At 70.4% G+C, this 26,537-nt stretch carries 20 protein-coding genes; 9 read left to right on the top strand and 11 right to left on the bottom strand.

The features are described 5' to 3' along the window. The first annotated feature begins 95 nt into the window (after window positions 1-95). A complete protein-coding gene (locus Aco04nite_RS37815) occupies window positions 96-773 on the top strand; it encodes a hypothetical protein (protein ID WP_213002029.1) in 678 nt (225 codons plus the stop codon). Window positions 774-888: 115 nt separating this feature from the next. Next, window positions 889-1,389: a hypothetical protein gene (locus Aco04nite_RS37810; RefSeq protein ID WP_213002028.1), complete on the top strand. Its 501-nt coding sequence runs from the start codon at window positions 889-891 to the stop codon at window positions 1,387-1,389. Between the two features lie 88 nt (window positions 1,390-1,477). Here the strand turns inward: Aco04nite_RS37810 and Aco04nite_RS37805 are convergent, their stop codons facing one another. The 6 genes from Aco04nite_RS37805 to murD all read right to left on the bottom strand — a co-directional run bounded on the left by Aco04nite_RS37805 (window position 1,478) and on the right by murD (window position 9,417). Beyond that, window positions 1,478-3,265 carry a bifunctional 3'-5' exonuclease/DNA polymerase gene (locus Aco04nite_RS37805; protein ID WP_438874977.1) on the bottom strand — a complete coding sequence of 596 codons (1,788 nt, stop codon included), beginning with the start codon at window positions 3,263-3,265 and terminating at the stop codon, window positions 1,478-1,480. A gap of 92 nt (window positions 3,266-3,357) precedes the next feature. Beyond that, on the bottom strand, window positions 3,358-4,290 hold the full coding sequence (locus tag Aco04nite_RS37800; protein WP_203834426.1) for a carbohydrate ABC transporter permease: 933 nt from the start codon (window positions 4,288-4,290) through the stop codon (window positions 3,358-3,360). 13 nt (window positions 4,291-4,303) lie between these two features. Beyond that, on the bottom strand, window positions 4,304-5,215 hold the full coding sequence (locus Aco04nite_RS37795; RefSeq protein WP_203834427.1) for a carbohydrate ABC transporter permease: 912 nt from the start codon (window positions 5,213-5,215) through the stop codon (window positions 4,304-4,306). Between the two features lie 53 nt (window positions 5,216-5,268). Further along, window positions 5,269-6,702 (bottom strand): N-acetylglucosamine/diacetylchitobiose ABC transporter substrate-binding protein, encoded by a 1,434-nt coding sequence (gene ngcE, locus Aco04nite_RS37790; RefSeq protein ID WP_213002026.1) that lies wholly within the window; start codon window positions 6,700-6,702, stop codon window positions 5,269-5,271. A 73-nt stretch (window positions 6,703-6,775) separates the two neighbouring features. Next, the gene (locus Aco04nite_RS37785) at window positions 6,776-7,738 is read right to left on the bottom strand and encodes a MurR/RpiR family transcriptional regulator (RefSeq protein ID WP_213002025.1); all 963 of its coding nucleotides are present in this window, start codon (window positions 7,736-7,738) and stop codon (window positions 6,776-6,778) included. A 326-nt stretch (window positions 7,739-8,064) separates the two neighbouring features. Then, on the bottom strand, window positions 8,065-9,417 hold the full coding sequence (gene murD, locus Aco04nite_RS37780) for a UDP-N-acetylmuramoyl-L-alanine--D-glutamate ligase (RefSeq protein WP_213002024.1): 1,353 nt from the start codon (window positions 9,415-9,417) through the stop codon (window positions 8,065-8,067). 224 nt (window positions 9,418-9,641) lie between these two features. On the opposite strand from murD, the gene Aco04nite_RS37775 reads away from it, so the two are divergent. Then, a complete protein-coding gene (locus Aco04nite_RS37775; protein ID WP_498370770.1) occupies window positions 9,642-10,952 on the top strand; it encodes a MurL-like N-terminal domain-containing in 1,311 nt (436 codons plus the stop codon). A 3-nt stretch (window positions 10,953-10,955) separates the two neighbouring features. On the opposite strand, the gene Aco04nite_RS37770 is transcribed toward Aco04nite_RS37775, so the two are convergent. The 3 genes from Aco04nite_RS37770 to Aco04nite_RS37760 all read right to left on the bottom strand — a co-directional run bounded on the left by Aco04nite_RS37770 (window position 10,956) and on the right by Aco04nite_RS37760 (window position 16,344). Continuing rightward, window positions 10,956-12,365 carry an FAD-binding oxidoreductase gene (locus Aco04nite_RS37770; RefSeq protein ID WP_244876586.1) on the bottom strand — a complete coding sequence of 470 codons (1,410 nt, stop codon included), beginning with the start codon at window positions 12,363-12,365 and terminating at the stop codon, window positions 10,956-10,958. A gap of 1,855 nt (window positions 12,366-14,220) precedes the next feature. Beyond that, a complete protein-coding gene (locus Aco04nite_RS37765) occupies window positions 14,221-15,063 on the bottom strand; it encodes a class I SAM-dependent methyltransferase (protein ID WP_280519470.1) in 843 nt (280 codons plus the stop codon). A gap of 144 nt (window positions 15,064-15,207) precedes the next feature. Continuing rightward, window positions 15,208-16,344, bottom strand: coding sequence for a PucR family transcriptional regulator (locus Aco04nite_RS37760; protein ID WP_244876585.1), 1,137 nt, complete (start codon window positions 16,342-16,344; stop codon window positions 15,208-15,210). Between the two features lie 112 nt (window positions 16,345-16,456). Here Aco04nite_RS37760 and Aco04nite_RS37755 point away from each other — a divergent pair, with 112 nt between their 5' ends. Both Aco04nite_RS37755 and pruA read left to right on the top strand, forming a co-directional pair. Continuing rightward, window positions 16,457-17,377, top strand: coding sequence for a proline dehydrogenase family protein (locus Aco04nite_RS37755; protein WP_213002021.1), 921 nt, complete (start codon window positions 16,457-16,459; stop codon window positions 17,375-17,377). Window positions 17,378-17,389: 12 nt separating this feature from the next. Continuing rightward, complete coding sequence (gene pruA / locus Aco04nite_RS37750) at window positions 17,390-19,012, top strand: L-glutamate gamma-semialdehyde dehydrogenase (RefSeq protein ID WP_213002020.1); 1,623 nt, start codon at window positions 17,390-17,392, stop codon at window positions 19,010-19,012. A gap of 29 nt (window positions 19,013-19,041) precedes the next feature. On the opposite strand, the gene Aco04nite_RS37745 is transcribed toward pruA, so the two are convergent. Then, window positions 19,042-19,578 carry a GNAT family N-acetyltransferase gene (locus Aco04nite_RS37745; protein WP_213002019.1) on the bottom strand — a complete coding sequence of 179 codons (537 nt, stop codon included), beginning with the start codon at window positions 19,576-19,578 and terminating at the stop codon, window positions 19,042-19,044. Between the two features lie 39 nt (window positions 19,579-19,617). On the opposite strand from Aco04nite_RS37745, the gene Aco04nite_RS37740 reads away from it, so the two are divergent. Continuing rightward, a complete protein-coding gene (locus Aco04nite_RS37740) occupies window positions 19,618-20,415 on the top strand; it encodes a TrmH family RNA methyltransferase (protein ID WP_213002018.1) in 798 nt (265 codons plus the stop codon). A 36-nt stretch (window positions 20,416-20,451) separates the two neighbouring features. Next, window positions 20,452-23,556 (top strand): diguanylate cyclase, encoded by a 3,105-nt coding sequence (locus Aco04nite_RS37735; RefSeq protein ID WP_213002017.1) that lies wholly within the window; start codon window positions 20,452-20,454, stop codon window positions 23,554-23,556. On the opposite strand, the gene Aco04nite_RS37730 is transcribed toward Aco04nite_RS37735, so the two are convergent. Then, the gene (locus Aco04nite_RS37730; RefSeq protein WP_244876584.1) at window positions 23,546-24,154 is read right to left on the bottom strand and encodes a TetR/AcrR family transcriptional regulator; all 609 of its coding nucleotides are present in this window, start codon (window positions 24,152-24,154) and stop codon (window positions 23,546-23,548) included. The genes Aco04nite_RS37735 and Aco04nite_RS37730 overlap by 11 nt on opposite strands. Window positions 24,155-24,237: 83 nt before the next feature. Here Aco04nite_RS37730 and Aco04nite_RS37725 point away from each other — a divergent pair, with 83 nt between their 5' ends. Then, window positions 24,238-25,167, top strand: coding sequence for an NADP-dependent oxidoreductase (locus Aco04nite_RS37725; protein ID WP_244876583.1), 930 nt, complete (start codon window positions 24,238-24,240; stop codon window positions 25,165-25,167). Next, entirely contained in the window at window positions 25,168-26,511 is a 1,344-nt protein-coding gene (locus tag Aco04nite_RS37720; protein ID WP_244876582.1) for an MDR family MFS transporter, read from the top strand. The last annotated feature ends 26 nt before the right edge of the window (window positions 26,512-26,537 follow it).

Genomic DNA, 26,537 nt, shown 5'->3' with positions numbered 1-26,537 from the left:
CGGGGCCGGGCCGGGCTGGCACCCGCTTCCCGAATGATCCGGAGTTCACGGCAAACCCGGTGAACGCCGATGGTCACAGCACTACCGTCAGTGGGGTGGGCGAGTTCGTGCACGCGACTGCGCTGCCTGCCATGGACCCGGATCTGATCGCGCGGGCGATCGTACGGTTCGCGGCGGGCTACGACGTGGCCGCCGAAGTGACGACGGCCGGTGCCACGGTGGGCCGCGACGCCGCCATCATCGTGCCGCCCAAGGACGGGTGGGTGGTGGTGGACTGGCCCAGGTTCGCCACGTACGCCGACCGCGCCGGCGGGCGCCTCTCCGCCGAGTTCGGCGTGGTCGCCAGCTCGATCGACATCTACGACTCGGACCTCTGGTGCCACATCGCGTACGACGCGGGCTGCCCGGTCGATCATTTCGCCTCCGACCCGCGCGAGGTGGTCGCCGACCCGGCCCAGCTCCCCGAGGCGAGACGGCGCTGGCAGGGTGACGCCGACGTTCTCGGGGACCTGTTCGACCGGCCGCCTGCGACGATCGCGCCGTACTTCGTTAATCCCTACACCTTCACCTTCCGTCTCTTCCGGCGCTTCCTCGCACCGCACGACGGGAAGGCGTTCCCCGACGACCACTCGCCCCTCGAGGACACCTGGGTGGTCACCGACTTCTGGCGCCGCCTCGGCATCCCCTACCCGGACGCACCCGCCGAGGACTGGCCCAGCTACCCGGCCGTCGTTTTCTCCGGCACCTTCCCACCCGAGGCCAGCCACGACTGAGCCGAAAACACACGGTGAATAAAAGATGACGACACGATGACGACGGTGATCTATTGTCGACGGTCGTCGGTCACCGTGATCGGCGAAGGTGAAGGGAAAATCTGTGCGGAGACTCATGACCACTGGCCTCGGACTCGTCCTGGCCTTGGCCACCTCGCTGACGTTCGCCGGGCCCGCCTCGGCGGCGGACGGCGTCGATCCCGGGCGGTGCTACAACAGCAGCACCAGCCTCGGGACCATCTGCGTCTTCGTGACTTACGACAACACCAACTGCGACGCCTTCTCGACGGACAACTGTGTCGGCCTGAACGGTGCCACCGTCAGGGACGTCGAGATCAGGGTCGAATCCGGGGCGGTGGACACGCTCGCCACCCTCATGATCAGCTATGACGTCTATGGCGACGGAACCTCCGACTACACCCGGAAGGGCTACGCAGCCTTCCGGCAGACGTCCAGCCGGGACTACCTCTGGTCTCCCTCGACGGCCGTCAACGACGTCAACCGGCTCTGCGTCCGGGTCCGTTCGGCCAGCGCCGGTTCATACGACGATGGCATCAACATCGGCGGCATGAACCCGTACGGGCTCAGCACGAGCGGTGCCTGCAACCTTCCGTAGTGGCCGGTTTCGGCTGATTCGGTAGCGTGACTGGCTGCGGCATCGGGTTGTCCTCCTGCCTCAGCCAGTCCGTACACCTCGCGACCCGCTATTTGGCGTCGGTGTAGCACTCGGCGATGGCGACCTCGAGGGGGAAGCGGACCGCCGTGTTGCCGAAGAGGAGCTCGCCGGCTCGGACGGCGGAGCGGCGGACGGCCTCGGCGACCTGTTCCGCTTCTTCCTTGGGGCAGTGGACGCCCACCTCGTCGTGGACGAAGATGACGATCTCGGCCTGGAGGCCTTCGAGCGCCGTACGCAGGGTCGCCAGCAGTACCAGCGCCCACTCCGCCGCCGTCGCCTGGATGACGAAGTTGCGGGTGAACCGCCCGCGTGCGCGGCCGGACGCGCCGCCTTGAGGGACCTCGGCGGAGCCGCTCTCCTCCGGCGGGTCGAGTCCGGCGTCGCGCCAGGCGGTGGAGGACGGCGGGCAGGTGCGGCCGAGCCAGGAGCGGACCAGTCCCCCGGCCTCGCCCGTGCGGGCCGCCGCCTCGACGTACTCGAAGGCTGTCGGGTAGTGCTTGCGGAGCACGGCGAGGGCGGGGATGGCGGCGCCGCCGGTCTGGCCGTACATGGCGCCGAGCAGGGCGACCTTGGCCTTGGGGCGATCGCCTGCGAACGAGTCGGCGGCCAGTGCCGCGTAGAGGTCGTCGGCCACGCCCGCTGCGGCCAGGCGGTCGTCGCCGGAGACGGCCGCCAGCACGCGCGGCTCCAGCTGGCCCGCGTCGGCGATCACGAAGGTCCAGCCCGGGTCGGCGATCACCGCGCCACGGACCACCTTGGGGACCTGCAGCGCCCCGCCGCCCCGCGCTGCCCAGCGGCCCGAGACCACGCCGCCGGGGACGTACTCGGGGCGGAAGCGGCCCTCGCTCACCCAGGAGTCGAGCCAGCTCCAGCCGTGGGCCGTCCAGATGCGGTAGAGCTCCTTGTATTCGAGCAGGGGCGGGACCGCGGGATGCTCGACCTGGCGCAGCACCCAGGCGCGGGTGTTGGGGACCTCGATGCCCGCGCGGGCGAAGGCCTTGAGCACCTCGGCCGGGGAGTCCAGATGCAGGCCGCGGGTGCCGAACGCCGCGTTGACCTCGGCGGTGAGCTCGGACAGCCGCCGCGGCGGGCCGACCGGCTGGGGTGGGCCGAGAAGCTCCCGCAGGATCCGGTCGTGCACGTCGGCACGCCACGGCATGCCGGTGTGACCCATCTCGGCACCGACAAGCGCCCCGGCTGACTCCGCCGCCACCAGCAACGCGAACCCGCCCGGTCGCCCGACGAAGGCGGCGGTGCGATCGGCGGCGGCCAGGCGGCCGGCCCGGTCGATGGCGGTGATGCGGCGGTGCTGGTCGGCGTAGACCCGGGTGAGGGCGTTCAGGGCCACGTAGCCCGGGGTGGCTGAGGAGGCGCCTGCGACGGCGAGGACCGCCGTGTGCGGGGAGGAGCCGGAGATGCCGTGGGCCGGGCCGAAGAGGGTGTCCTGGAGCTGGCCGGGGGGCTCGGGGACGCGGACCGGCGGGTCGGGCGGGACGGGGACGCCGGTGAGGCGGGCGAGGGCGGCGGCCAGGGATCGGGGCTCGCCCCAGCGGCCGGCGTGGCCGCTCAGGAGGGCCTCGGTGAGCTCGACGTCGTGACAGCGGGCTGCCCGGACGCCGGCGCGGAGGAGGGCGGGGTAGGCGTCGGTGGTGGCCGCCCAGAGCCAGCGTGGGTGGTCGGTGGCCTCGCGGGTGGCGATCGCGGCGGCGAGGTCGGCCACCGGGGTGGGCTCCTCGGCGGGGGTGCCGTCGGGGTGGACGGACCGGAGCCAGCCAGGACCGCTCCAGCTGCCATCCTCGGAAACCGCAGCGATCAGCACGGTCTCATTGTGAACCCGGGGTGTGACAAAAAAGCGGCGGTACCGACCCCCGTGGATCGGTACCGCCGCTGGAAGAGCCTGGTGAAGCGTTACTTCGCGGCGCCGGCGGTGAGGCCGGACTGGATCTGCCGCTGGAAGAAGGCGTACACGATGATCATGGGGACGATCGAGAGCGTGAGCGCGGCGAACAGCGCTGCCCAGTTGGCCTGGTAGCCCGCGGAGACCGAGATGTTGGCGATGCCCTGGGTGAGGACCCATTTGTTCTCGGCGCCCTGGCCTTGCATGATCGCGACCGGGAGCAGGTACTGGTTCCACTGGCCGACGATGTTGAAGATCGTGATGCTGACCAGGCCGGACTTGGCCATCGGCAGCATGACCTGGAAGAACAGCCGGGTGTGCGAGGCGCCGTCGACGATCGCCGCTTCCGCCACGTGGTTCGGCAGCGTCTTGAAGAACGCCGTCATGAAGAACACCGTGAACGGCAGCGAGTAGGCGATGTAGACCAGGATCAGGCCGGTGTAGGTGTTGAGCAGGCCCAGGTTCTGCAGGATGAGGAAGAGCGGGACCAGGGCGAGGAACACCGGGAAGGCCAGCCCGGAGACGAACAGGTAGTAGATGAAGCGGTTGCCGACGAACTTGTAGCGGGCCAGGACGTAGGCCGCCATGGAGCCGAAGATCATCGTGCCGGTGGTGCTCAGCGCCACCACGAAGATGGAGTTGAGGAAGTAGCGGCCGACGTGGGCCTCGGTCCAGGCGCTCTTGTAGGACTCGAAGGAGAGCGCGCTGGGCAGGCTGAACGGGGCGTGGGTGAAGATCTCGGTGTTGCTCTTGAAACTTGCCAGGATCACCCAGATCAGCGGGGCGATGACCAGCAGGCCCCAGATCGCCAGGGCGATGTGGGCGAAGCCGCTGAAGAGCTTGATCTCCTTCTTGCCCGCGGGCGTGCCGGCGGACTTGCGGGCGCCGGGGTAGTCCACGGTGCCCGGCGGTGTGGCGGAGACATCGGTACGCAGGTTGGTCATCTCAGGCTCCGTCTCAGAGCTCGACGGTGTCGCGCCGGGTGACCCGCAGGGTCAGCGCGGCGAACGTGAGGGTCAGGAAGAACAGCACGACGCCCATCGCCGAGGCGTAGCCGAACTGTGCGTAGTCGAACGCGTTGCGGTAGATCTCGAGGCCGAGCACCGTGGTCGCGCCGTCCGGGCCGCCGCGGTCGACGGACATGACGTTCACCAGGGCGAACGCGTCGAAGGCGGCGATGCCGAGGTAGACCCAGGCGACCTGCAGCGTGCTCCAGAGCAGCGGCAGCGTGATCTTGAAGAACAGGGTGCTGCGGGTGGCGCCGTCCAGCGCCGCCGCCTCGTAGATCTCCGTGGGGATCGAGCCCATGCCGGCTGAGAAGAGCACCACGTAGAAGCCGACGCCCTGCCACACCAGCACCGCGAGGATGGACCAGAGGGCGAGGTGCGAGTCGGCCAGGAACAGCACCGGGCCGGCACCGAACTGCTGGAGCAGGCCGTTGATCAGGCCGCTCTCGTCCGGGGAGTAGACCCGGGAGAAGATGACCGCCACCAGCGCGAGGGCGAGCAGCTGCGGGAAGAAGAAGATCACCCGGTAGAACTTCGAGCCCCGGACACCCTGGGTACGCCCGCCCTTCGAGCCCCCGCCGACGTTCAGCAGGAAGGCGAAGAACAGCGCCAGGATGATCGTCAGCAGCGGGAGGAAGATCAGCAGCAGCACGTGGTGCTGGATCGCCTTCCAGAACGTGCTGTCGTGGAAGAGCTTGGTGAAGTTGTCGAAGCCGATGTAATCCACGTTGGGCGAGAAGCCCCGCCAGTTCGTGAACGACAGCTGGAAAGCCTGTACGTATGCCGCAATCACGAACGTGCCGTAGATCGCCACCGGCACGATCAGGAAGCCGATGATGAACGGGTACCTGCCGTGCTTCATGGTGCTATAGCTCCGTTCGTGATTGCGGCTACGTAGTCAGCCATGGGACAGGATTAGCGGGAGAACTTCTCGATGGAGGAGTCGGCCTTGACCGCGTCCGCCGCCTTCTGCATCCGCGTGACGAACTTGTCAGCGGTGCCGCCCTGGAACATCAGTTCGTTGGTGGCGGCGCGCAGCTCGTCGTCCAGCTTCTTGTACCAGGTGTCGAAGCGGAAGCTGAACGTGTCAGCACCCGCCGCGACCAGGGCCTTGTTGCCGGAGGTGAGCCCGGGGCTGATCTCCATGCCGTCGGTGGCACCCGAGACGACGGTCAGCGTCTTGGTGAGCTGGGTGAAGCCCACGGCGCCGGCCTTGGAGAGCATGTGGCGCATGAACTCCATGCCGCCCTTGGGGTTCTTGCCCTTGCTGGCGACGAAGTACTGCTCGCCGGCGGCCGCGTAGAGCGCGGTGGCGGGGAGCTTGTCGGCCGTGGTGACGCTGGGGAGCGGCGCGAGCTGGTAGTCGAAGCCGGCCGGGGTGTCCTTGGCCTGCTCGTTCTCCAGCCAGGAGCCCGACGGGTAGAAGCCGACCTTGTACTGGTCCTGCTTCAGCTGAACCTCGGTGTGCTTGAGGCCCAGGAACGACTTGTCGGAGTACTTGGCGCCGACCTCGGCCCACGCGGCGGCGGCCTGCTTGACGGCGTCGTTGTTCCAGGCGTTCGGCTCGAGGTTGTCGATGTTCTTCAGGATGTCGGCGCCACCGATCTTCGCGGCGCTGGCGAGGATCACCGTGTACTGGTAGTACGGCGCGTTCGCTCCGGCGTACCCGTAGGGGGTGATGCCCTTGGCCTTCATCGCGTCGAGCAGCGTGAGGAAGTCGGCCCAGGTGGTGGGGGCGGTCCAGCCGTTGTCCTTGAACAGCTTGCCGCTGTACCAGAGGCCGAAGACCGTGAAGGCGTAGTTCAGGACGTACGGCTTGCCGTTGAACGTGCCCTGCTCCACGGTGCCGGGGATCAGGGTGTCCTTGACGGTCTTGCCGGTGATGTCGAGCGACGGGGCCGCGAACAGCTCGGTCAGGTCCTGGACCTGGCCGGCCTGGACGAGCGCGCCCTGGTCCATCAGCTTCGAGCCGGAGTTGTTGATCATGTCCGGCGGGTTGCCGCCGGTGAACCGCGGCTGGACGACGGTCGCGATCTCCTCGGTCTGGCTGAACGCGACCTTGGAGTTCGGGAAGAGCTTGTTGTACGACGGGATGTCGACGTCCGTCGCGTACTTGGTGCCGAGGCCACCGTTGAAGATCACGATCTCCAGCGGCTCGTCCTCCTTGACACCCAGCGGGTTCGTCGCGGAGACGGTGCCCGAGGGCTTGTCCGCTTTGTCGTCGCTGTCGTCGCCGCCACCGACGCAAGCGCTGAGCATGCTCACGGCCGGGGTGGCGAGCAGACCCACGGCGGCCGCACGACGCAGCAGCGTCCGGCGGTCGACCTCGGGCTTGAAGATGTCGGACATTCGCTTTCTCCTCAGAAGTTGGTGCGTTGCCGGGCGCTGAGAGGTTTATGGGTGCGGTGCGATCGGTGCGTCATCAGATAGGTGCTGCTCCGTCCTTCGCGGCTTTGTGACCGTGGACGGCTTGTGCGGTTCGCTGGAACGCGGCATGCGAACGTTCGTGGGTCCGCTGCGCGACCGCGACATAGAGCAGATCGAGGACGACCAGCTGCGGGTGCCGCGCGGAGAGCGCGTCCGGCCGGAACGTCGTGGCCTGGGTGGCGGTGAGCAGCACGATGTCGGCGAGCTCGGCCAGCGGGGACTGCGGGAAGCTGGTCAGCGCGATCGTGGTCGCGCCCCGGCTGCTCGCCTCGGCGACGAGCTCTATGGTCTCGCCGGTCTCGCCGCTGTGGGAGATGCCGAGCGCGACGTCGCCCTGACGGGAGAGCGCGGCGCTGGCCAGCCCGTTGTGCACGTCGGTCCACGCCCAGGCGGGGACGCCGATGCGGTGCAGGCTGAACTGCATCTCCTCGCCGACCAGGGCGCTGCCGCTGGCACCGAAGATGTTGACCCGCTGCGCGGTGGCGATCGCGGCGGCGGCCCGGTCGACCTCGCCGAGGTCGAGCAGCGAGGCGGTGTCGTGCATGGCCTGGGTGTCGGCGGCCATGATCTGCCCGAGCACCCGGTCGAGCGGGTCGCCGGGCTGGATCTCGCGGCCGATGTCGACGGTCCAGCCGGCCGAGCGGGCCCGGCCGGTCTCGGAGGCGATGCCCAGCCGCAGGTCGGCGTAGCCGTCGAAGCCGAGGGCCCGGCAGAAGCGGGTGACCGTGGCGGGTGAGGTGCCGCTGCGCTCGGCGAGCTCGACGATGGTGGCCCGCGAGGCGGCGGCCGGGTCGTCGAGGACCTGCTCGGCGACGCGCTGCAGGGCACCCGTGAACTCCGGCAGCAGGGTGCGCACCCGGACCAGGACCCCGTGGGAGGGATTCGCACCCAGCGGGTCGCGCGCCGGCGGATCGACGACCGCTGTGCGAGCGGTGCCGTCCGCTTGTGGCTCGACCATGGGCCGTCCCCTCAGGTAGGAGTGTTAACTGTTGCGGTAAAAGTTCTTACCTGGACCCCCTTTCTGTCAAGACTGTGGGTGAAGTTTTCAAACCGTTACCGGATTCATGACGGTGAAAGCGTGGGCCCCGAGGACGGTTTTACACCCATCAGCGGGGTACGTCCAGAGCAGCGCATTTGACTGGATATATCCACGCAAAAGGGGTCATTGAGCCTACGCAGCGGCTCCGAAAAGGCGTTTACGCGCCCGGGAGGAAACCTGCCGTCAACAGAAGACGCGGAGTCGAAACAAGATCACGGTCCGGCAATAATTTCGCCCAGAACCGGTTAAGCGGTCTCCCGGATGGCTTGCGCGAACACCTCGGAGCGGTGTTCGAAGTTGCGGAAACGCCCGTAGCTCGGGGCCGCCGGCGACAACAGGACCACGCCGCCACGAGGGGTCAGCTTGCGCGCCAGGGCCACGGCGGACGGCAGGTCCTCGGCGGGCTCCGTGCGTACCCCTGGAAGGCCTGAAAGCTCTTCGAGAATGCGCGGGCCGCTGTCCGGAAGGCCGATCACGGTGATCTCCCGGCCCTGGAGGTGGTGCCGCAGCGGGGAGTAGTCCAGGCCGCGGTCGGTCCCGCCGACGAGCACGGTCAAGGCCCTCCCCTCGTACGCGTCGATCGCATGCATCGCGGAATACGGGCTCGTGGACAGCGTGTCGTCGACGAACGTGATCCCGGACGGGTCCTCGATCTCCGCGAGCCGATGCGGCAGCCCCTGGAACGACGCCACCGCGGCGCGCAGCTCTTCCTTGAGCGCGATTACGTCGATGCCCATACCGTCGAGCACGGCGAGCGCGACACAGAGATTGCGCCCGTTGTGCCTGCCCCGCAGCGCCAGCGTGTCCCGCGGGAAGAGCGCGTCGTCGCTGCAGTACACGAGACCGTCGTCCTCGACCCGGAACCGCGAATCCCCCGAACCGGCCGGGATCGCGGGCCAGTTGTTCACGTCGCGCATGTTCAGCGTCTCGGTCACCAGCCGCTCGTCGGCGCCGTTCACGATGATCAGTTCCGGGCTGTGGGCCAGCAGGTTGAGCTTGTCGCGGTAGTACTCCCGCTCGCCGCCGTGCGCGTCGAGGTGCTCCGGGAACAGCGACGTCACCACGGCCACCCGGGGCGAGTCGGTGAGGTCGCTGCACTGGTAGCTGGAGAGCTCGAGGACGTACTGATCAGCGGTCGGGAGATCGAGCAACGGCACGCCGATGTTGCCGCCGAAGATGTTGGGCCGGCCCGCCGCCGCGAGCAGATGACTGATCAGCGCGGCGGTGGTGCTCTTGCCCTTGCTGCCGGTCACGCCGATGGTCTTACGGGCATTATCGGCCATCCACAGCGCGCTGCCGCCGGTGACCGTGACCCCGCGCGAGCGCAGCTCCGCCATCCACGGGTGGGTCTGCGGGATCCCGGGCGAACGCACCACGACGTCCGCGGCGACCAGGGCGGGGAACGCATGATCACCCCCGGCGAGCGGGGCGAGGGCGGACAGCTCCCCCTCCCACGGGACGGAGAGAAAATTGGCGCTGTCATCGACGGCGAGCAGGCGCGACGGCCCGTGCGCGGCAATCGCGGTCACGGCGGCACGGCCCTCACGGCCGGTCCCCCAGACGGCTACGGAACGTCCGCGCAGGTCTGCCAGGCGCACAGGAATACTCCCTTTGTCGATTCCAGGCCACGGCTGATGGGCCAGGACGGAGCCGAGACGGAGTCCAGGTTTCGTCTCGCAAGCGGAATGGGCGTTCGGATACCGGTGTTGTATCCGGACGTTCAGTCCGCGCCGCGAGACGGAAGCTGGGCCCGTCGCAGGCCCGTCATGGTCCATCAGCCGTGGCCTAGTATTGCCCGTCGGTCACAGGACAGGAGCTTCGGGTGCAGTTCGACGTCATGCGTTTTCCCTCGTACGCGTACGACCCCGCTACCGGGGTTGCGACGTTCGACTACCTGCTCGACGGCGAGTCCCCGGAGTCCTTCACGGAGACGATCACGTTCCCGGCCGGCCCTGAGCCCACGGACGCCTTCTACCGGGTGCTCGACCTGCTGCACGTCGTCGCCGGGGTCAGCTACTACAAGGTCGGCGCCCCCACGCGCATCGAGGCGCCCAAGGCGGTGACTGCCGAGGCCCAGGCGCTTCTCAGCGCGCTCTACAGCAAAGGGCTCGGAGAGTACGCGTACGTGAACCAGCTGCCGTACGTGCTGGACATGACCGTGACCGTCCCCGGCCTGAGCGACCCGGCAGCCTCGATCGACAACTCCGAGGGGCGTCCCCTGTCGGCGGTGGGCGGCGGCAAGGACTCGATCGTCACGCTGGAGATCCTGCGCGCGGCCGGCCTCGACCCGGTGCCGTTCTCGGTGAACCCCAACCCGGTCATCGTCAACGTCAACGCCGCCTCGGGCATCCCGGCGCTGGCCGCCCGGCGCAAACTCGACCCGCACCTGTTCGAGCTGAACAAGGCCGGCGCCCGCAACGGCCACATCCCGGTCACCGCGATCAACTCGCTGATCGCGATCGCCACCGCCGTCCTGCACGGCCTCGGCCCGGTCGTGATGTCCAACGAGCGCTCCGCCTCCGACCCGAACCTGATCTGGAACGGTCACGAGATCAACCACCAGTGGTCCAAGGGCCTCGCCGCCGAGGGGCTGCTGCGCGACGCGGTCATCAGCTACGTCGGGCTGACCGAGCCGTACTTCTCGCTGCTGCGGTCGCTGTCCGAGCTGCACATCGCGCAGTTGTTCGCCCGCTTCGACGCGTACGACGACGTGGTCACCAGCTGCAACAAGGCGTTCAAGCTGCACGACCCCACCGCCCACTGGTGCGGCGACTGCCCCAAGTGCCGGTTCGTCGCGCTGGCCATGGCCCCGGCGATGCCCCGCGAACGGCTCACCCGGATCTTCGGAACCGACCTGTTCGCCGATCCCGCGCAGGTCCCGGGCTATCTGGAACTGCTCGGCATCGACGCCCACAAGCCGTTCGAGTGCGTCGGCGAGGTCGAGGAGTCCCTGGTCGCGCTGACCATGCTCGCCGACGACCCGCAGTGGGCGGACGCACCCGTGGTGACGGCGCTGCGCGCTGCGGTGCCGGTGGCCGGGTGGGCCGCGGCGTCACGGGACGCTGTGCTCACTCCCGGTGGCGAGAATTTCGTGCCCCCGGCGTACGCGAAGGCTCTGTCCCTGGTCCTGTAGCTGTTATTCCGGGGAGTCGTGGTGGATCTGGGCCGGGTCCACGCCGAGCTGGTGCAACGCCGCGCTGGTGGTGGTCAGCATCAGCGGCGGCCCGGCCAGGTACACGTCGTGCCCCGACCACTCCCCGTAGTAGGCGATCGCATCGGTGACCAGCCCGGACGCGTACGGTCCGGCCTCGCCCTCGGCCACCACCGGGATGACGGTCGCCCGCTTCGCCGCCGCCGCGATCGCCGCGATCTCCTCGATGTCGTACAGCTCCGCCAGCGTCCGCACACCCCAGAACAGCACCGCCGACCGCGGATCCCCGGTCACCGCCAGCTCGGTCAGCAACGCCTTCAACGGCGCCACCCCCGTATCCCCGCCGATCAGCAGCAGATCCCGCCCGTTCCGCGGCACGCTCATCGACCCTTCGGCGCGCGCGATCCGCACGGTGTCCCCCACGCGGGTCCGGTAGACCAGGCTGCCACTCACCCCGTCCACCGTCTTCGCGCGGACGTGCAGCTCCACCACGTTGTCCCGGCGCGGCGACCCTGCCAATGAGTAAGGCCGCCAGACATCGGGAACCTCCGGCACCTCCACCCGCGCGTACTGCCCGGCCCGGTAAGGCATCGGCAGATACGGACGCAACCGGATCACCGCCAGGTCATGGCGCCGCAACTCATGCGACACGACAACAGCGGTCCAGATCATCGGCTCATACCGTGAGGCCGACATCCCATGAGCAACCCACTCGTACGCGTGCTGCCACGTCGACCGCCAAGCCTGATCAAAATCCTGCCGCAACCCGCTCCCACTCATCCCCGCCCGCATGGCCTCAGCCAGCGCAGCCCCCGCCAACTGCAACTGCTGCGGCACCACCCCGCTCTCCGCGAGCGCCATCCCCAGCCGCCCGAACCCGGCAACCAGCAACGGCGGCTGATCCACGTGATGCACCAGCCAGGTAAGCCCCTCGGCCAGTTGCTCCACCTGGGCAGCCGGGCCACCGGGCAACGTCGCAAACAGCGTCGGCTGAGCCTGCGCAAGCGCCGCCCGTAACCGCCCGGCGACCTCGGCAGGCCCACCGGCGAGCGAAAGACTGTTCCCGAGAAGCCGTCGGATCTCGGTGAGTGCAGCGTCGTCGGCCGGGTTCATGCCGTCGGGGGGCAGCGCGGGGCGGCCCGGCGCCGGGGGCTTGATCCCCCACAACGCGTTCAGGTCCGGCAGCCCCGCGATCGCGTCATCCATCCACGGCTGCCCCACCTGCCGCGGCCCACCGATCGGCGGAATCCCCTCGATCGGCTGACTCGACGCCCGCGGCAGTCCGGTGGGCTGCAGGCCACCCTGCTGCAGGCCACCCTGCTGCAGGCCACCCTGCTGCAGTCCACCGGGCCAGGGTCCCGCTCCCGGCGGGTAGGCAATGGTCGAACCTTTCATCGGTACGCCGGGGAGCCCAGCGCTCGCTCCCCCGCCCCCAGGCACCGCGGGGAGGTTCGCCGCCCAGGGAGGCAGCCCCGGCCGCGATCCCGCCGGCAAACCTGCCGGCGTCGGCGCCCCTGGCAGCGCTGTACCTGGCAGTGCTGTCCCTGGCAGTGCTGTCCCTGGCAGTGCCGTCCCTGGCTGAGCTCCTGGGAGCGCCGCCGCCGCGCCCGGCCGAATTCCCGGCAGGCCGGTCCGTGGCGGAGTCCCTGCCGGTCCTGAGCCTGGCGGGGTACCCGGCAGACCCGCTCCGGGCAATCCCGCTCCGGGTATGCCTGCTCCGGGTATGCCTGCTCCGGGCTGGATCCCCGTCAGGCCCGTTCCTGGCTGAGCTCCTGGGACGCCCGCGCCGGGCTGGGTACCTGCCAGGGCTGAACCTGGACGTGGGTTGGCACCCGGCCGCGTGGCCCCGGGCATGGTGGTCCCCGGCATGGTGGTCCCGGGAGGATTTGTGCCGGGCAGACCCGGCCCGGTCGGACTGGGCATCGAGCCGGGCAGGCCGGGCATTGAGCCAGACGCGCCAGGCGATGAGCCGGGCAGGGTAGGCATCGGGCCGGACATGGTGGGCGTTGAGCCGGGCCGGGTGGGCATCGAGCCGGGCGGGGTGGTGGCGCCGGAGCCGGGAGCAGCCGGGTAGAGCGATCCGGGAGAGCTTCCGCCGGGATGGAAACCGGGAACGCCGTTACCCGCGCTGCCCGGTGGGGCGCTGCCGGGAAGGATCGTTCCGGGGACTGCCATGCCGGGGATGCCCGCTCCCGGGCTCCGCGTGCCGGGCGCCCCACCGCCAGGTGGTCCGCCACGTCCCGTTACACCGCTCGCGCCATCTCCCGGTGCGCCTCCACCGAGCGCGCCACCCGGGAAGCCGGCGCCCCCGGCATTGCCGCCACTCACCGTCCGACCACCGAATGTTCCGCCACCGGGAACCCCGCCGCCTGCGGTGCCCGATGCCGGGCCGCCGGGCGTTGCTCTCGTGTCGGGTGGGATCAGGTGGGGTGGTGGGTCCGTGGTGGCGGGGCCGCTGCGCTGGAAGCGGGCGGGGACGCCGAAGTCATCGGGCAGGAGGTCCATCAGGTGTCCGGGGTCGAAGTCCGCCACCGGCGGCTGTGGCCGCAGCACCGGCGTCTCCGCGCTCGGTGTGGCGGCCCGGGTGCCGGCCGGGCCGTCCACGATCGGCGCGCCGCCGCCCGGCACCGCTCCCCCCGCGCCCGTCGACGACGAACCCGGCGAAGAAGAAGGACCGGGTGAGGCAGGTGGGGGCTGGGAAGGTGGAGGCTGAGAGGGACGACCGCCGCCTGGAAGCGTGCCGAAGCGGGCGGTCGGGGCCGCCGGGGCGTTGGCGGACTCGTGGGCTTCGCGCGGGACAGCCGGTGGGGCGAAGTCGCGGAACGGGTGGGCGGCCGGAAGTGCTGGTGGCTCGGCCGAGGGGAGCTCGTGGTGTTCCGGCCAGCTCGGGTGGACCATCAGCTCGGGATGGAGCGCCTCATGGGGGGCAGAATCCGGGAGCTCGGGGGTCTGCGGAAGGGCACCGCCGAGGGCGGCTGCGACGTCGGCGGCTCCGGCTGCCGCGGCGTCCGGGGCGGCCAGGCGCAGGCGCATGGCGCGGAGCAGCGCCAGCATGTGCGGGTCCGAGCCGGAACCGGACGACACGAGCGCACCCCCGAACGCGAATCGACACCAACAGGACAACCGTACTTGCCGAGGGCGACCCTTTGCCCCCAAGAGTTCCGTTCCGGCACGGAGATCAAAACTCCGGGCAGCGCCTGACCGGCCTCAGGAGGCAGGGGCCCAACCGGCTCGCCGTCGCTCCCGACGGTCACCCCGACGTGGCCAGGGTGCAACGCACCTGCTGGCTCAGGTGTATCCGGCCATCGGTTCCGCGGGCCTGGTCGAGGTGCTTCCCGGCGAGGGCTTTGACAGCTTCGTGGTCAGCCGCCGGAATGGCGTCCCACATCGCTCGCTGGCCGTGTGACCTGCTGAAGGCATACCAGTCGTCGACGTCGGCGAAGGTCACCTCGATGCTGGGGAGGTGCGTCCGCACGCCGGTGTATCCGGCCGCTCCGACCAGTTCTTCGACACCCGCGTCGGTGCTGAACGGCCCAGCGGCACCCGTCGTCCTGGCATCGAGCATTCCCGCGGGCAGATACGGCTGGAAAGTCGCGTCGACGGCATCCCACACCGAATCACGAGCCGCGAACGTCGAAATCGCGAGCCGACCGCCCGGCGCGACGAGCAGGCGCCGCCATGCAGTGAGGGCAGCCAGCGGATCCGGCAGAAAGAACACGACCAAAGACGACACCACGAGGTCGTACCCGGCCGTCGGCAACGATGGAGACGAGGCATCCATGACCCGAACCTCGACGTTCGACAGACCGAGACCGGCGATGTCGGCTCGGCACGCCTCGATCATTCTCGGCGACAGGTCGATCCCGGTGACGTGTCCGTCGCCGCCGACCGCCTCCGCCAGCGCGACGGTAGCGGCCCCCCGTCCGCATCCGACATCGAGGACCCGCTCGCCCCTTCCGGGCACCGCGAGGCGCACCAGCTCCTGCGCGATGGGCGTGAACCACGGTATCCCCACGCGGTCATAAACATCCGCGACTCGATCGAACACCGCCGCCACCCGCGCGCTCCGGGCTGCCCCTTCTGTCAACTCCATACGGTCATCCTCGACCGCCCGAGGGCCGGAAGCCAGAGCCTTTCCCGCAGGTCAGCCTTCCGACAACTGCTGAACGGGTCAGGTATGACGATGACCGTCAGAACCTGAGGGATCGCGGCTGACGCGCAGGCATGTGACGCTGGGTCAGCGGAAGTCGGACAGGCTCAGGACCAGGTGGAGGGTGAGGCGGTCGGGGCCGGTGTCGAGGTCGTAGCCGGTCAGGGCCGTGATGCGGCGTAGGCGGTGGTAGAGGGTTTGGCGGTGGATGGAGAGGGCTGCCGCCGTGCGCTGGGCGTTGCCCGCCAGGTCGAGGTAGGTGCGGGCGGTGCGGAGCAGGTCGGGGTCGCCGGTGAGGAGGCTTTGGGCGCGGGGGTCGGACAGGGCTGTGACCAGGGTGTCCGGTTCGGCGAACGACAGCAGGCGCAGGACACCGAGATCTGACCATGACCGTACGGTGACCGCGCCCGCGCCGTCGTGGAGGGCGACCCGCAGCGCGGCGTCGACCTGGCGCCAGGCGGTGTGGCCGTCGGTGGCGGGGACCGGGCCGGAGATTCCTGCCGCTACGCCGCTGGTGTGCTCGGCGAGCAGGGAGCGGGCCGCGCGGTCGGCGATGTCGGGGGCGGTGTCCGGGCCGGAGGAGAAGACCAGGGCGCCGCGCTGGCCGATGGGGGCGCTGAGGACGCCGCGGGGCAGGAGCCAGGTGTTGACCGGGCCGACCGGGCCGCCGTCGTGGCGGGCCAGGCCGACGACGGTGATGTCGCGGGTGGCGGGGATCAGGCCGTCGCGCTGGAGTTCTTCGGCTGCTCGGGCGCGGGCGCCGGCGTCCGCGGACAGCAGCTCGGGGACGGCCCAGGAGGTGTGGTCGCTGGCTCGGGCGCGGCGGGCCATCGACACCGCGAGCTGGTCGACGATGTCGGCGACAGCGCGGACGGCCGAGACCGGGACCGTTTCGTCCGGGTCGAGGAGCCACAGATAGCCGTACGCGACCCCGCGCCACCGCACCGGCACGCACCACCGGGCGAACAGGCCGGGCATGGCGTTGCCGGGGATGCGCAGGGGTTCCTCGGCGGCGGCGATGCCGAAGCTGGCGAACAGGCGCTGGACGTCGGGGCTGGAGCGGCGGCGCATGATCGAGCGGCGGCGGACCTCGTCGACGGCGCCCTCGTGGCCGGAGGAGGCGACCAGGTGCAGCTCGCGGTCCTCGAGGGTGGTCGGGGCGCCGGTGCGGGCGGCCACGATGTCGACCAGTTCCTGGATCTGGATCGGGCTCGCGTCGCTCATCATCCAAATGTATGACAGGGGCCGGGCAGTGTCTTACTTCTGTATCTAGGGGCGGACGATCGGGCTCTCTAACGTCGCACTCAGGAGAGGCTGAGGCCCGAAGGAGGATGCCGTGTTCGGTCGAATGGTGCTGGCAGTCGCCGGCAACCCCGCGGTGCGTACGACGGTGACGGCGAGCCCGCTCAGCCGGCCCGTGGTGTCGCGGTTCATCGCCGGCGAGGACGTCGAATCGGTGCTGGCCTCGATCAAGGCGCTGCATGACGACGGGTTGCGGGTCACGCTCGATCACCTCGGTGAGGACATCACCGACGCGGCGCAGGCTCAGGTGACCGTCGGCGCTTACCGCGTACTGATCAATCGGTTGGCTGATGCCGGCCTGGCCGATGGCAATGAGATCTCCGTGAAGCTTTCCGCGCTCGGGCAGTCGCTGGGCGCTGAGGGGCCGGCGCGGGCGACCGAGGCGGTGTGGGACCTGGCCGCGCACGCCTACCGGCACGGCGTCGACGTCACGCTCGACATGGAGGACCACACCACCGTCGACGACACCCTCGAGACGCTGCGCACGCTGCGGGCCGACTTCCCGCGGGCGGGCTGCGTGCTGCAGGCGATGCTGCACCGCACCGAGGGCGATGTGCGCGAGCTGGCCGTCGACGGGTCGCGGATCCGGCTGGTCAAGGGCGCGTACGCCGAGCCCGCAAGCGTCGCGTATCAGGTGAAGGCCGACGTGGACCGCGCGTACGTGCGGAACCTGCGGATTCTCGCGGAGTCCCCGGCGTACCCGATGGTCGCGACCCACGACCCGCGGATCATCCGGATCGCCGAGCAGGTCCTGACGCCGGCGGGCTCGGAATCCGAATTTCAGATGCTGTACGGCATCCGCACCGGCGAGCAGCTGCGGCTGGCCGACGCCGGTCATACCGTACGGGTGTACGTCCCCTACGGCACCGACTGGTACGGCTACTTCTCCCGGCGGCTCGCCGAGCGCCCCGCCAACATGGGCTTCTTCCTCCGCTCTCTCGTCTCCGCCAGCTAAGGAACCTTCGCCATGAACTCGATCGCTCAGACTCCCCCGCCGCGCAACGAGCCGGTGAAGGACTACGCCCCCGACTCCGCCGAGCGTGCCGCGCTCGTTGCCGAACTGTCCGGCTTCAAAGATGGTGCGGAGCTGACCGCCACCATCGACGGCGAGCAGCGGATGGCCGGCGGCGCGTCCTTCGACGTCGTCGTGCCCCACGACCACGCCCGCGTGCTCGGTGTCTCCGCGCACTCGACCGGCGCGGACGCGCAGGCCGCCGTCGCCGCCGCGAAGGCCGCCGCCCCCGGCTGGTCCGAGCTGTCGTTCGAGGACCGCGCCGCCGTCTTCCTGAAGGCCGCCGACCTGCTCGCCGGCCCGTGGCGCCAGACGATCAACGCCACGACCATGCTCGGGCAGAGCAAGACGTCGTACCAGGCCGAGATCGACGCCGCGTGCGAGCTGATCGACTTCTGGCGCTACAACGTGCACTTCGCGACCGAGATCTACGCCGAGCAGCCCGTCTCCGGCCCCGGCATGTGGAACCGGCTCGACCACCGCCCGCTCGAAGGCTTCGTCTACGCGGTCACGCCGTTCAACTTCACCTCGATCGGCGCGAACCTCCCGACCGCCCCCGCGCTGATGGGCAACACGGTCGTCTGGAAGCCAGCACCCACCCAGCAGCTGTCGGCGCACTTCACCATGCGCCTGCTCGAAGCGGCCGGGCTGCCCGCCGGCGTCATCAACATGCTGCCCGGCGACGGTCTCGCGGTGTCCGACGTGGTGCTCGCCGACCGGGACCTCGCCGGCATCCACTTCACCGGCTCCACCGCGGTGTTCCAGCACCTGTGGAAGACGGTCGGCGAGAACATCGGCTCGTACCGCGGATACCCCCGGCTCGTGGGTGAGACCGGCGGCAAGGACTTCATCGTCGCGCACCCGTCGGCCGACCCGGACGTGCTGCGTACCGCGATGATCCGGGGCGCGTTCGAATACCAGGGCCAGAAGTGCTCGGCGGCGTCACGCGCGTACGTCCCCCGCAGTGTCTGGGCGAAGATCCGCGACGAGATCGTGGCGCTGACCGACGGGCTGGCCTACGGCGACGTCACCGACTTCACCAACTTCGGCGGCGCCGTCATCGACCGCAAGTCGTACGACCGCCTCGCGAAGGTCCTCGACGGCGCGAAGCAGGACAGCACGCTGACCGTGGTCGCCGGTGGCACTGCCGACGACTCGGTGGGCTACTTCGTGCGGCCCACGATCATCGAGGGCACCGACCCGGGCAACGCCGTGTTCACCACGGAGTTCTTCGGCCCGGTCCTCGCCGTCCACGTCTACGACGACGCGGATTACGACAAGGTTCTGCGCCAGATGGAGTCCGCCGCGCCCTACGCCCTGACCGGCGCGATCATCGCCCAGGACCGGACCGCCATCGCCCACGCCCAGCACTTCCTGCGCAACGCGGCGGGCAACTTCTACATCAACGACAAGCCCACCGGCGCCGTCGTCGGCCAGCAGCCCTTCGGTGGCGCCCGCGCCTCGGGCACCAACGACAAGGCCGGCGCATCCTCGAACCTGCGCCGCTGGACCAGCGCCCGCTCGATCAAGGAGACCTTCGTCCCCGCGACCGACCACCGCTACCCGCACATGGCCTGACACCACCGCCATGATCTGGGCGACGTGCGCTACCGCATCCGGGCGCTCCGGCTGCGGTAGAGCACGGCGTGGCCGCCGGGGACGTCCGGGTCGGTGAAGTCGTCGGCCGGGTCGTAGGTCATGCCGAGGCGGTGCATGACAGCCCGGGACCGTACGTTGCCCACGGCGGTCAGGGCGAGGATCTCGTCGAGGCGCAGCACGTCGAAGCCGTAGTCGAGGCAGGCGTGGCCGGCTTCGGTGGCGTACCCGTGGCCCCAGGCCTCGCGGGCGAGCCGCCAGCCGACCTCGACGCCCTTGAACGGCAGCCCGTCGTCGACCACGTCGAGACCGGCGAAGCCCACGAACTGGCCGGTCTCCGCGATCTCGACCGCCCACCACCCCCAGCCGCGCTCGTCCAGCTCGGACCGGAAGCTGCCGAGCGAGCGTGCGCTCTGCTCGTAGTTCAGGATCTCGGTGAAGTACTCCCGGACGAGCGGGTCGGCGTTCATCGCGGCCCACGGCATGATGTCGGCATCGCTCCACTGCCGCAGAATCAGCCGCTCGGTTTCTATCTGACTGGCACCCACCGCGCAAAGGTAGCCGCTCGGGACGGCAGAATGCCTGTCGTGCCGTACGCAGAGATCAGCAGCCCGGACGACGACCGTATCGCCGACTACCGGGCGCTCACCGACGTGGAGCTGCGTACCAGATGGGAACCGCCGAACGGCCTGTTCATCGCCGAGGGTGAGCTGGTCATCAACCGGGCCCTGCGCGGTGGTTACCGGCTGCGTTCGGTCCTGGTCGACGAGAAGCGCGCCGGGCAGCTCACGGGCATCCCCGAGGACGCCCTCGTCTACGGCGGCACCCAGCCGGTGCTGGAGGCGATCACCGGCTTCCACGTGCACCGCGGGGTCCTCGCGTCGTTCCACCGGCAGCCGCCCCGCGAGCTGACCGAGGTGCTGGCCGGTGCCCGCCGGCTGGCCGTCCTCGAAGGACTCAACACCCACACCAACCTGGGTGCGCTGTTCCGCAGCGCGGCGGCCCTCGGCATCGACGCCGTCGTGCTGTCGCCCGACTGCGCCGACCCGCTCTACCGTCGATCGGTGCGGGTCAGCATGGGTGAGGTCTTCGCCATCCCGTACGCCAAGAGCGAATCGTGGCCCGAAACGCTCGCCGCCGTCCGCGCCGCCGGGTTCACCCTCATGGCCATGACCCCCGGCCCCGGCACCGTCCCGCTGGCGAGCCTCACCGAACAGCAGCGCGCCCGCCCTGCCCTGCTGCTCGGCGCCGAGGGCCCCGGTCTGACCCGCCAGGCCATGGAGGCCAGCGACGTACGCGTGGCGATCCCCATGCACCACGGCGTCGACTCGCTCAACGTGGCCACGGCCGCCGCGATCGCGTTCTACGAGCTGTCCCGCGCTTAAGGTCAGAATCGCGCGGCGGGTGCCGATGGGAGGGTTGTGCCCGCCCTGGACGCGCTGACCGGTTGCCGTACCCGGGCCGCGCTCGACTCCCTGCTGCCGGAGGCGTTGCTGCACGCCGCCGGGACCGGCACCGAATGTTCGCTGTTCCTGCTGGACCTGGACTACTTCAAATCGGTCAACGACGCCTACGGCCATGCCCGCGGTGACGAGATCCTGTCCGGCGTCTCGGAACGGATCCGCGCGCTGCTGCGCGAACAGGACCTCCTTTTCCGGTACGGCGGGGACGAGCTCGTCGTCGTCCTGCCCGGCACCGCCCGCGGCGAGGCCGGGGTGATCGCCCGCCGGATCGTCGACGGTGTCGGCGCGACGCCGTTCCCCGGGCAGCCGCCGCTGACGCTGACGATCAGCCTGGGTGTGAGCACGTACCCCGGCGAGGCCACCGACGCGGCCGGGTTGCTGGCCGTCGCCGACCGGCGCAACTATCTCGCCAAGCATCGGGGCCGGGCTCAGGCAGCCACCGACGACGCCGCGGACGCTCCCGGTGACACCGGCGAGTCGAGGCTCCTCGAACGGGACGCCGCGCTGACCCACGCCGCGACGTTCCTGTCCCGCGTACTCAACGGCTCGTCGGGAACTTTGCGGGTCACCGGCGTGCCCGGCGTCGGTCACACCCGCTTCCTCACCGAGATCGCCAAGCTCGCCCGGCTGCGCGGCATGTCCGTGCTGACCGATGTCCCAGCGTTCTCGGCGGCACCGGGCGGGACTCTGCTGCTGCTCGACCTCGCCGACGGCGCCGCGCTGCAGGACGCCGCCGCCCTGGTCAGCAACGCCACCCCGGGTGCACCCGTCGCGCTCGTGCGGGCCACGACCGATCCCGGCGCAGACATCGAGCTCAAACCCTGGTCCGCCGCAGCCGTACGCACATTCCTGCGCACCGCCCTGCGCGGCGAGCCCAGCCCGCAACTCGTCGACTGGCTGGACAGCCGCAGCGGTGGCCTGCCCGCGCTGGTCACCCGGGAACTGAACCGGCTCGTCGAGCAGTCCGCGCTGGAACGCACCACCGGCGACGGCTGGACCCTCACCGGCGCCGTCCAGGCCGGGGCCGAGCGCCGCAGCGGCACGACCGGCGACCACAGCGACAGCACCCTGGCCGCGAGCCTGTGCCGCCTGCCGCCGCACGCACCCGACTTCACCGGCCGCGATGTCGAACTCGCCGTGCTCGTCGACGCTGCCCGCACCGCAGGACAGGGCACCGCGCCGACCGTGGCCTCCATCTCCGGTCCGCCCGGCGTGGGCAAGACCTCGATGGCGGTGCACCTGGCGCACGTGCTGGCCGAGGACTTCCCCGACGGGCAGTGGTATCTGGATCTGCTCGGCACCGACGAGCACCCGATGCAGCCCGCCGACGCGCTGGGGCGGTTGCTGGCCGCTCTGGGCGTACCCGCGGAAAGGATTCCTCCGTCGGTGACCGAGCGGACCGCGCTCTTCCGGTCGCTGACCCGGGAACGCCGTCAGGTGCTCATCCTCGACAACGTCTCGACGGAGAGCCAGGTGCGCCCGCTGCTCCCGGCCAGCCCCACGTTCCTGGTCTTCGTCACCAGCCGCCGCGGCCTCGCCGGGCTCGAGGGTGCCCGCCGCCTGGCCCTCGACACGTTCACCACGCCGAACGCCGTCGACCTGCTGGCCCGGATCACCGGCCGCGAGCGGGTCGACGCCGAACCGGACGCCGCCGCCGAGGTCGCCAGGCTCTGCGGCAACCTCCCGCTGGCGCTGCGCATCGCCGGCAACCGGCTCGCCAGCCGGCCCACCTGGAGCATCGACCACCTGGCGAAGCAGCTCGGCAACGACCAGCGCCGCCTCGCCGTCCTCAAGGCCGGTGACCTGCAGCTCACCGCGATCTTCTCGGTCTCCTACCGGCAGCTCACCGCGCCGGCCCAGGTCGCGTTCCGCCGGCTCGGGCTGATCCCCGGCCCGGACTTCGACCCCGTCCCGGCCGGTCTGCTGCTCGACGAGGACCCGTTCGACGCCGAGGATCTCATCGGTGAGCTCGTCGACGCCGGTCTGGTCGAGGTCGCACCCGCCCCCGGCCGCTACCGCTTCAACGACCTGCTGCGGCTCTTTGCCCGCGAGGTCCTCACCGTCGCGGAGGGCCCGGAGGCCGTCCGGGGTCACGAGGAGCGCCTGCAAACCTGGCTGCTCGCGGTCGCCGCGCAGGCCGCCGTGCACATCAGCCCCGGTGACGAGGACGGTCCCGGCCCCGAGGCTCCCCACCCGCTGGAACCCCGCTGGGACTCCCCCGCCACCGCCATCGCCTGGCTGGACGCCGAATGGGGCAACTGGCTGGGAGCGTTGCGGCTCTCCGCGCACCGCCCCGCCGCGGTGCTGCGGCTCGCCTGGTCCATGCACTGGTACTCCGACGTGCGCTGGTACCAGAGTGAGTGGCGGGAGGTCTTCGCCCTGGGTGTCGACGCTGCCCGTACCCTCGGCGATCGCGGCGCGGAATGCGTACTCATCGATTATCTGGCCTGGACCTACTCCGTCCACCAGCGGATCGCCGAGGCCGAGCCGCTGCTGGTCGAGGCCCTTGCTCTGGCCCGGGAGGTCGGCAACCGCACCGAGGAGGGCTGGGCCCTGCTCTATCTCGGCAACTGCGCGCTCCGCAGCGACCGCCCGGATCAGGCCCGCGACTGGTACGAGCAAGCCGTCGCCCTCTTCACCGACATCGACTTCGTCACCGGCCTGTCCATCGCCCTCAGCCATCTCGGCGAGGCCCACAGCGCCGCGGGGCACCTCGCCGAGGCCCTGGACCTGCAGGAACGGTCAGCCGGGGTGGCCGAACGCGGCGACCATCCCGTCGGTCTCGGCCTGACCGCCTCCCGATCGGGCCGCCTGCTGGCGCTGCTGGACCGTCCCGAGGAGTCCGCCGACAGCTTCGCCCGGGCCCTGACCGCCTTCGACCGGGCCGGCGCGTTCTTCGAGGCGGCGTCGCTGCTGGAGGAACTGGCCGCCGTGCAGCTGACCCTGGGCCGCACGGACGCGGCGATCGCCTCGCTGGAAACCGCGGCACGCAAGTTCGCGGAGACCCACGATCTCAGCCGGCAGGCCGCCACGCTGCAGACGCTGAGCCGGCTCAGGGGGTAGGACGCAGGCCGTCCATCAGGAGGTTCAGCAGCCGGTCGGCCCTGGCTGCGTGTTCGGGCGGGCGGGCCACCGTGAAGATGCCGATGAGACCGGCGGCGATGTCCTCCGCGGAGACGTCCGTGCGGAGGTCGCCCGTGACGCGGCCGGCGTCGAGGATCGCGTCGATGGCCGCGAGCAGCTTGGCCTGGGTCCCGAGGTGGGCGATCTCGCCCGTTTCGATCATCGCCAGCAGCGTGTCGAGCATGCCGTTCTTGGTCGCGATCCAGTCGCCGAACAGGTCCATCCAGCGGCGCAGCGCCGCGGGCGGGGGAAGCTCGGCGAGCAGCTCGCGGGCGCCGTCGGTGAGCCGGGCGACCTGATCGTGATAGACCGCGTCGACGAGGGACTCGCGGGTCGGGAAGTGCCGGTAGAGCGTGCCGATCCCGACGCCGGCCTCGCGGGCGATCGCGCGCATCGACGGCTCGGTGCCTGCGGAGACGAACACGCGGGTGGCGACTTCGAGGAGCTGGTTGCGGTTGCGGGTCGCATCCGCGCGCAGCCCGCGACCGTCCGGTCCTGCTGACTCTGGCGGCTCTGCTGATTTCGGCAAACGGATCACGCTCCGGTTTTTGTGTTACGGTGGTTCCTGGAAACGGAGCATAGTCCATTTCCGCTTCTTCATCAGGTGCTAGAGGAGTCACAGTGAGCAGAGCTGTCCAGTTCGTCGAGTCGTTCGGTGGTCCCGAGTCCCTCCAGCTGCGCGAGATGCCCGAGCCGCAGGCAGGCCCGGGGCAGATCCGGGTGCGGGTCACGGCGGCGGGGCTGAACCCGATGGACTGGTTCATGACCTCCGACGCGGAGACCGCCGCCCGGTTCGGCCTGACACTGCCGTCCGGGTTCGGGACCGACTACGCCGGAGTCGTGGACCAGGTCGGTGACGGAGTGACCGGGTTCGCGACCGGCGACCGAGTGTTCGGCGGCGCCCTCTCCCGTACGGTCGCCGACCACGTCGTGATCGACGCGGCAGGGACCATCGCGGTGGGTGGCGACGCGCACCACACTCCCGACGGCGTCGACGACCGCACCGCCGCCACCCTCGCCATCGCGGGCTGCACGGCCGCCGCAGCCCTCGCCGTCGTCAAGCCCGGCCCCGGCGACACGGTGCTCATCGGTGGCGCGGGCGGCGGGGTCGGTGTGTTCGCCGTCCAGCTCGCCGTTCTCGCGGGCGCGCGGGTAATCGGGACCGGATCGGCGTCGTCGGCCGACGCCCTGCGCGCCCTCGGGGCCGAGCCGGTCACCTATGGCGAGGGCCTGGTCGAGCGGGTCCGGGCCCTGGCTCCCGGCGGCGTCACCGCGGCCATGGACCTGCACGCGACGGACACGGCGCAGGCCGCACGGGAGCTCGGCGTGCCCGACGAGCGCATCACCACCATCGCCGCCCAGGTCGCCGGCATCACCCCGGCGAACGGCGCCAACGCCGCTCCCGGCGCCATCGAGGAGATCGCCCGCCTCGTGGCGACGGGCCGGCTCCGCGTGCCCCTCGCGGCGAGCTTCCCCGTCGAGCGGATCCGCGACGCGGTCGAGCTGCAGGCCGCACGTCACGTGCACGGCAAAGTCGTCATCGAGCTCTAGGTGCTCCACCCGGACCGTACCGACCCCGCCCCCATCGATCGGGCCGTGTGGGTCACCGCGTTCACGATCGTCATCGGCGCCATGGCCGTTGTCTTCGACGGCACCATCGTCAGCGTCGCCATCCACGACCTGACCACGCAGCTCCACGCCTCACTGAGCACGATCCAGTGGGTGAGCACGGGCTACCTGCTCGCGATGTTCGTCACGATCCCCGTCACGGCCTGGGCCCAGGCCGTGCTGGGCGGCAAGCGGCTGTGGCTGGCCGCGCTGTCGATCTTCCTGCTCGGCTCGGTCCTGTGCGCCCTGTCCTGGGACCCCACGAGCCTGATCGTCTCCCGGGTGGTTCAGGGCATCGGGGGCGGCATCATGCTGCCCCTGATGACCACCCTCATCATGCAGGCCACCGGCGGCCGCAACATCGGCAGAGTGATGGCCACGATCACGCTGCCGACCGCCCTCGGCCCGATCATCGGACCGGTACTCGGCGGGCTCATCCTGGCCGTCGCCGACTGGCGCTGGCTGTTCCTCGTCAACATCCCCCTCTGCCTGACCGGTGCCTGGCTCGCCTGCCGCAATCTGCCAACAGACAAACCCAGCCGTGGCGTACGCCTGGACGTCATCGGTCTCGCTCTCATCTCACCGGGCATCACGGCGGTGATCTACGGCCTCACCGCCGACGACCTCGTCCCCGTCATCGCCGGACTGGCCCTGGTCGGCGCCTTCATCGCGTGGGCCCTGCGCCGCGGCACCGAAGCACTCATCGATCTGCGGCTCTTCCGGCACCGGCCGCTGACCTCGGGATCACTCCTGGGCTTCCTCGCGGGCGCGACACTGTACGGCGCGATGTTCCTGCTTCCGCTCTACTGGCAGGACATCCGCGGTCAGGACGCGCTCGGTGCGGGCCTCCTGCTCATCCCACAGAGCGTCGGTACGTTGCTGTCGCGCACACTCGCCGGCCGGTACACGGACAGATTCGGGCCTCGATGGGTCGCGCTCGCCGGATTCGTGGTCGTCACCGTGGCGACCATCCCGTTCGGCTTCGTCACCGCCGACACCAGCTACGTTCTCCTGCTCGCCGCGCTCCTGGTGCGAGGAGCCGGCATGGGCGTAGCGGTGATCCCCCTGACCGGCGCCTCGTTCATCGGCCTGGCTCACGACGAGGTGCCCCACGCGAGCATCATCAGCAGGGTCGCCCAGCAGGTCGGCGGATCCATGGGAACGGCCGTCCTCGCCGTCGTCCTGCAGAACGCGTCGTTCGGCAACGCGTTCTGGTGGGCGATCGGCTTCACCGCCGTGGCCGCCCCCGTCTGCCTGCTCCTCCCGGGCCGGCCCGCGTACCCGTAGGGGCTCAGCCCGCCGTAGAGGCCGTC

The organism is Winogradskya consettensis (assembly GCF_018332715.1).
GTDB lineage: Bacteria > Actinomycetota > Actinomycetes > Mycobacteriales > Micromonosporaceae > Actinoplanes > Actinoplanes consettensis.
The sequence above is the reverse complement of the archived record's forward strand: the minus strand, read 5'-3'. Positions and strand labels throughout refer to the sequence as shown.

What these genes read in the sequence shown, in the direction of transcription:
- Aco04nite_RS37810 (WP_213002028.1), top strand. Translation starts at nt 889, where the DNA reads ATGACCACTGGCCTCGGACTCGTCCTGGCCTTGGCCACCTCGCTGACG.
- Aco04nite_RS37800 (WP_203834426.1), bottom strand. Translation starts at nt 4,290, where the DNA reads ATGACCAACCTGCGTACCGATGTCTCCGCCACACCGCCGGGCACCGTG.
- Aco04nite_RS37795 (WP_203834427.1), bottom strand. Translation starts at nt 5,215, where the DNA reads ATGAAGCACGGCAGGTACCCGTTCATCATCGGCTTCCTGATCGTGCCG.
- ngcE (WP_213002026.1), bottom strand. Translation starts at nt 6,702, where the DNA reads ATGTCCGACATCTTCAAGCCCGAGGTCGACCGCCGGACGCTGCTGCGT.
- Aco04nite_RS37785 (WP_213002025.1), bottom strand. Translation starts at nt 7,738, where the DNA reads ATGGTCGAGCCACAAGCGGACGGCACCGCTCGCACAGCGGTCGTCGAT.
- Aco04nite_RS37770 (WP_244876586.1), bottom strand. Translation starts at nt 12,365, where the DNA reads ATGAAAGGTTCGACCATTGCCTACCCGCCGGGAGCGGGACCCTGGCCC.
- Aco04nite_RS37765 (WP_280519470.1), bottom strand. Translation starts at nt 15,063, where the DNA reads ATGGAGTTGACAGAAGGGGCAGCCCGGAGCGCGCGGGTGGCGGCGGTG.
- Aco04nite_RS37760 (WP_244876585.1), bottom strand. Translation starts at nt 16,344, where the DNA reads ATGAGCGACGCGAGCCCGATCCAGATCCAGGAACTGGTCGACATCGTG.
- pruA (WP_213002020.1), top strand. Translation starts at nt 17,390, where the DNA reads ATGAACTCGATCGCTCAGACTCCCCCGCCGCGCAACGAGCCGGTGAAG.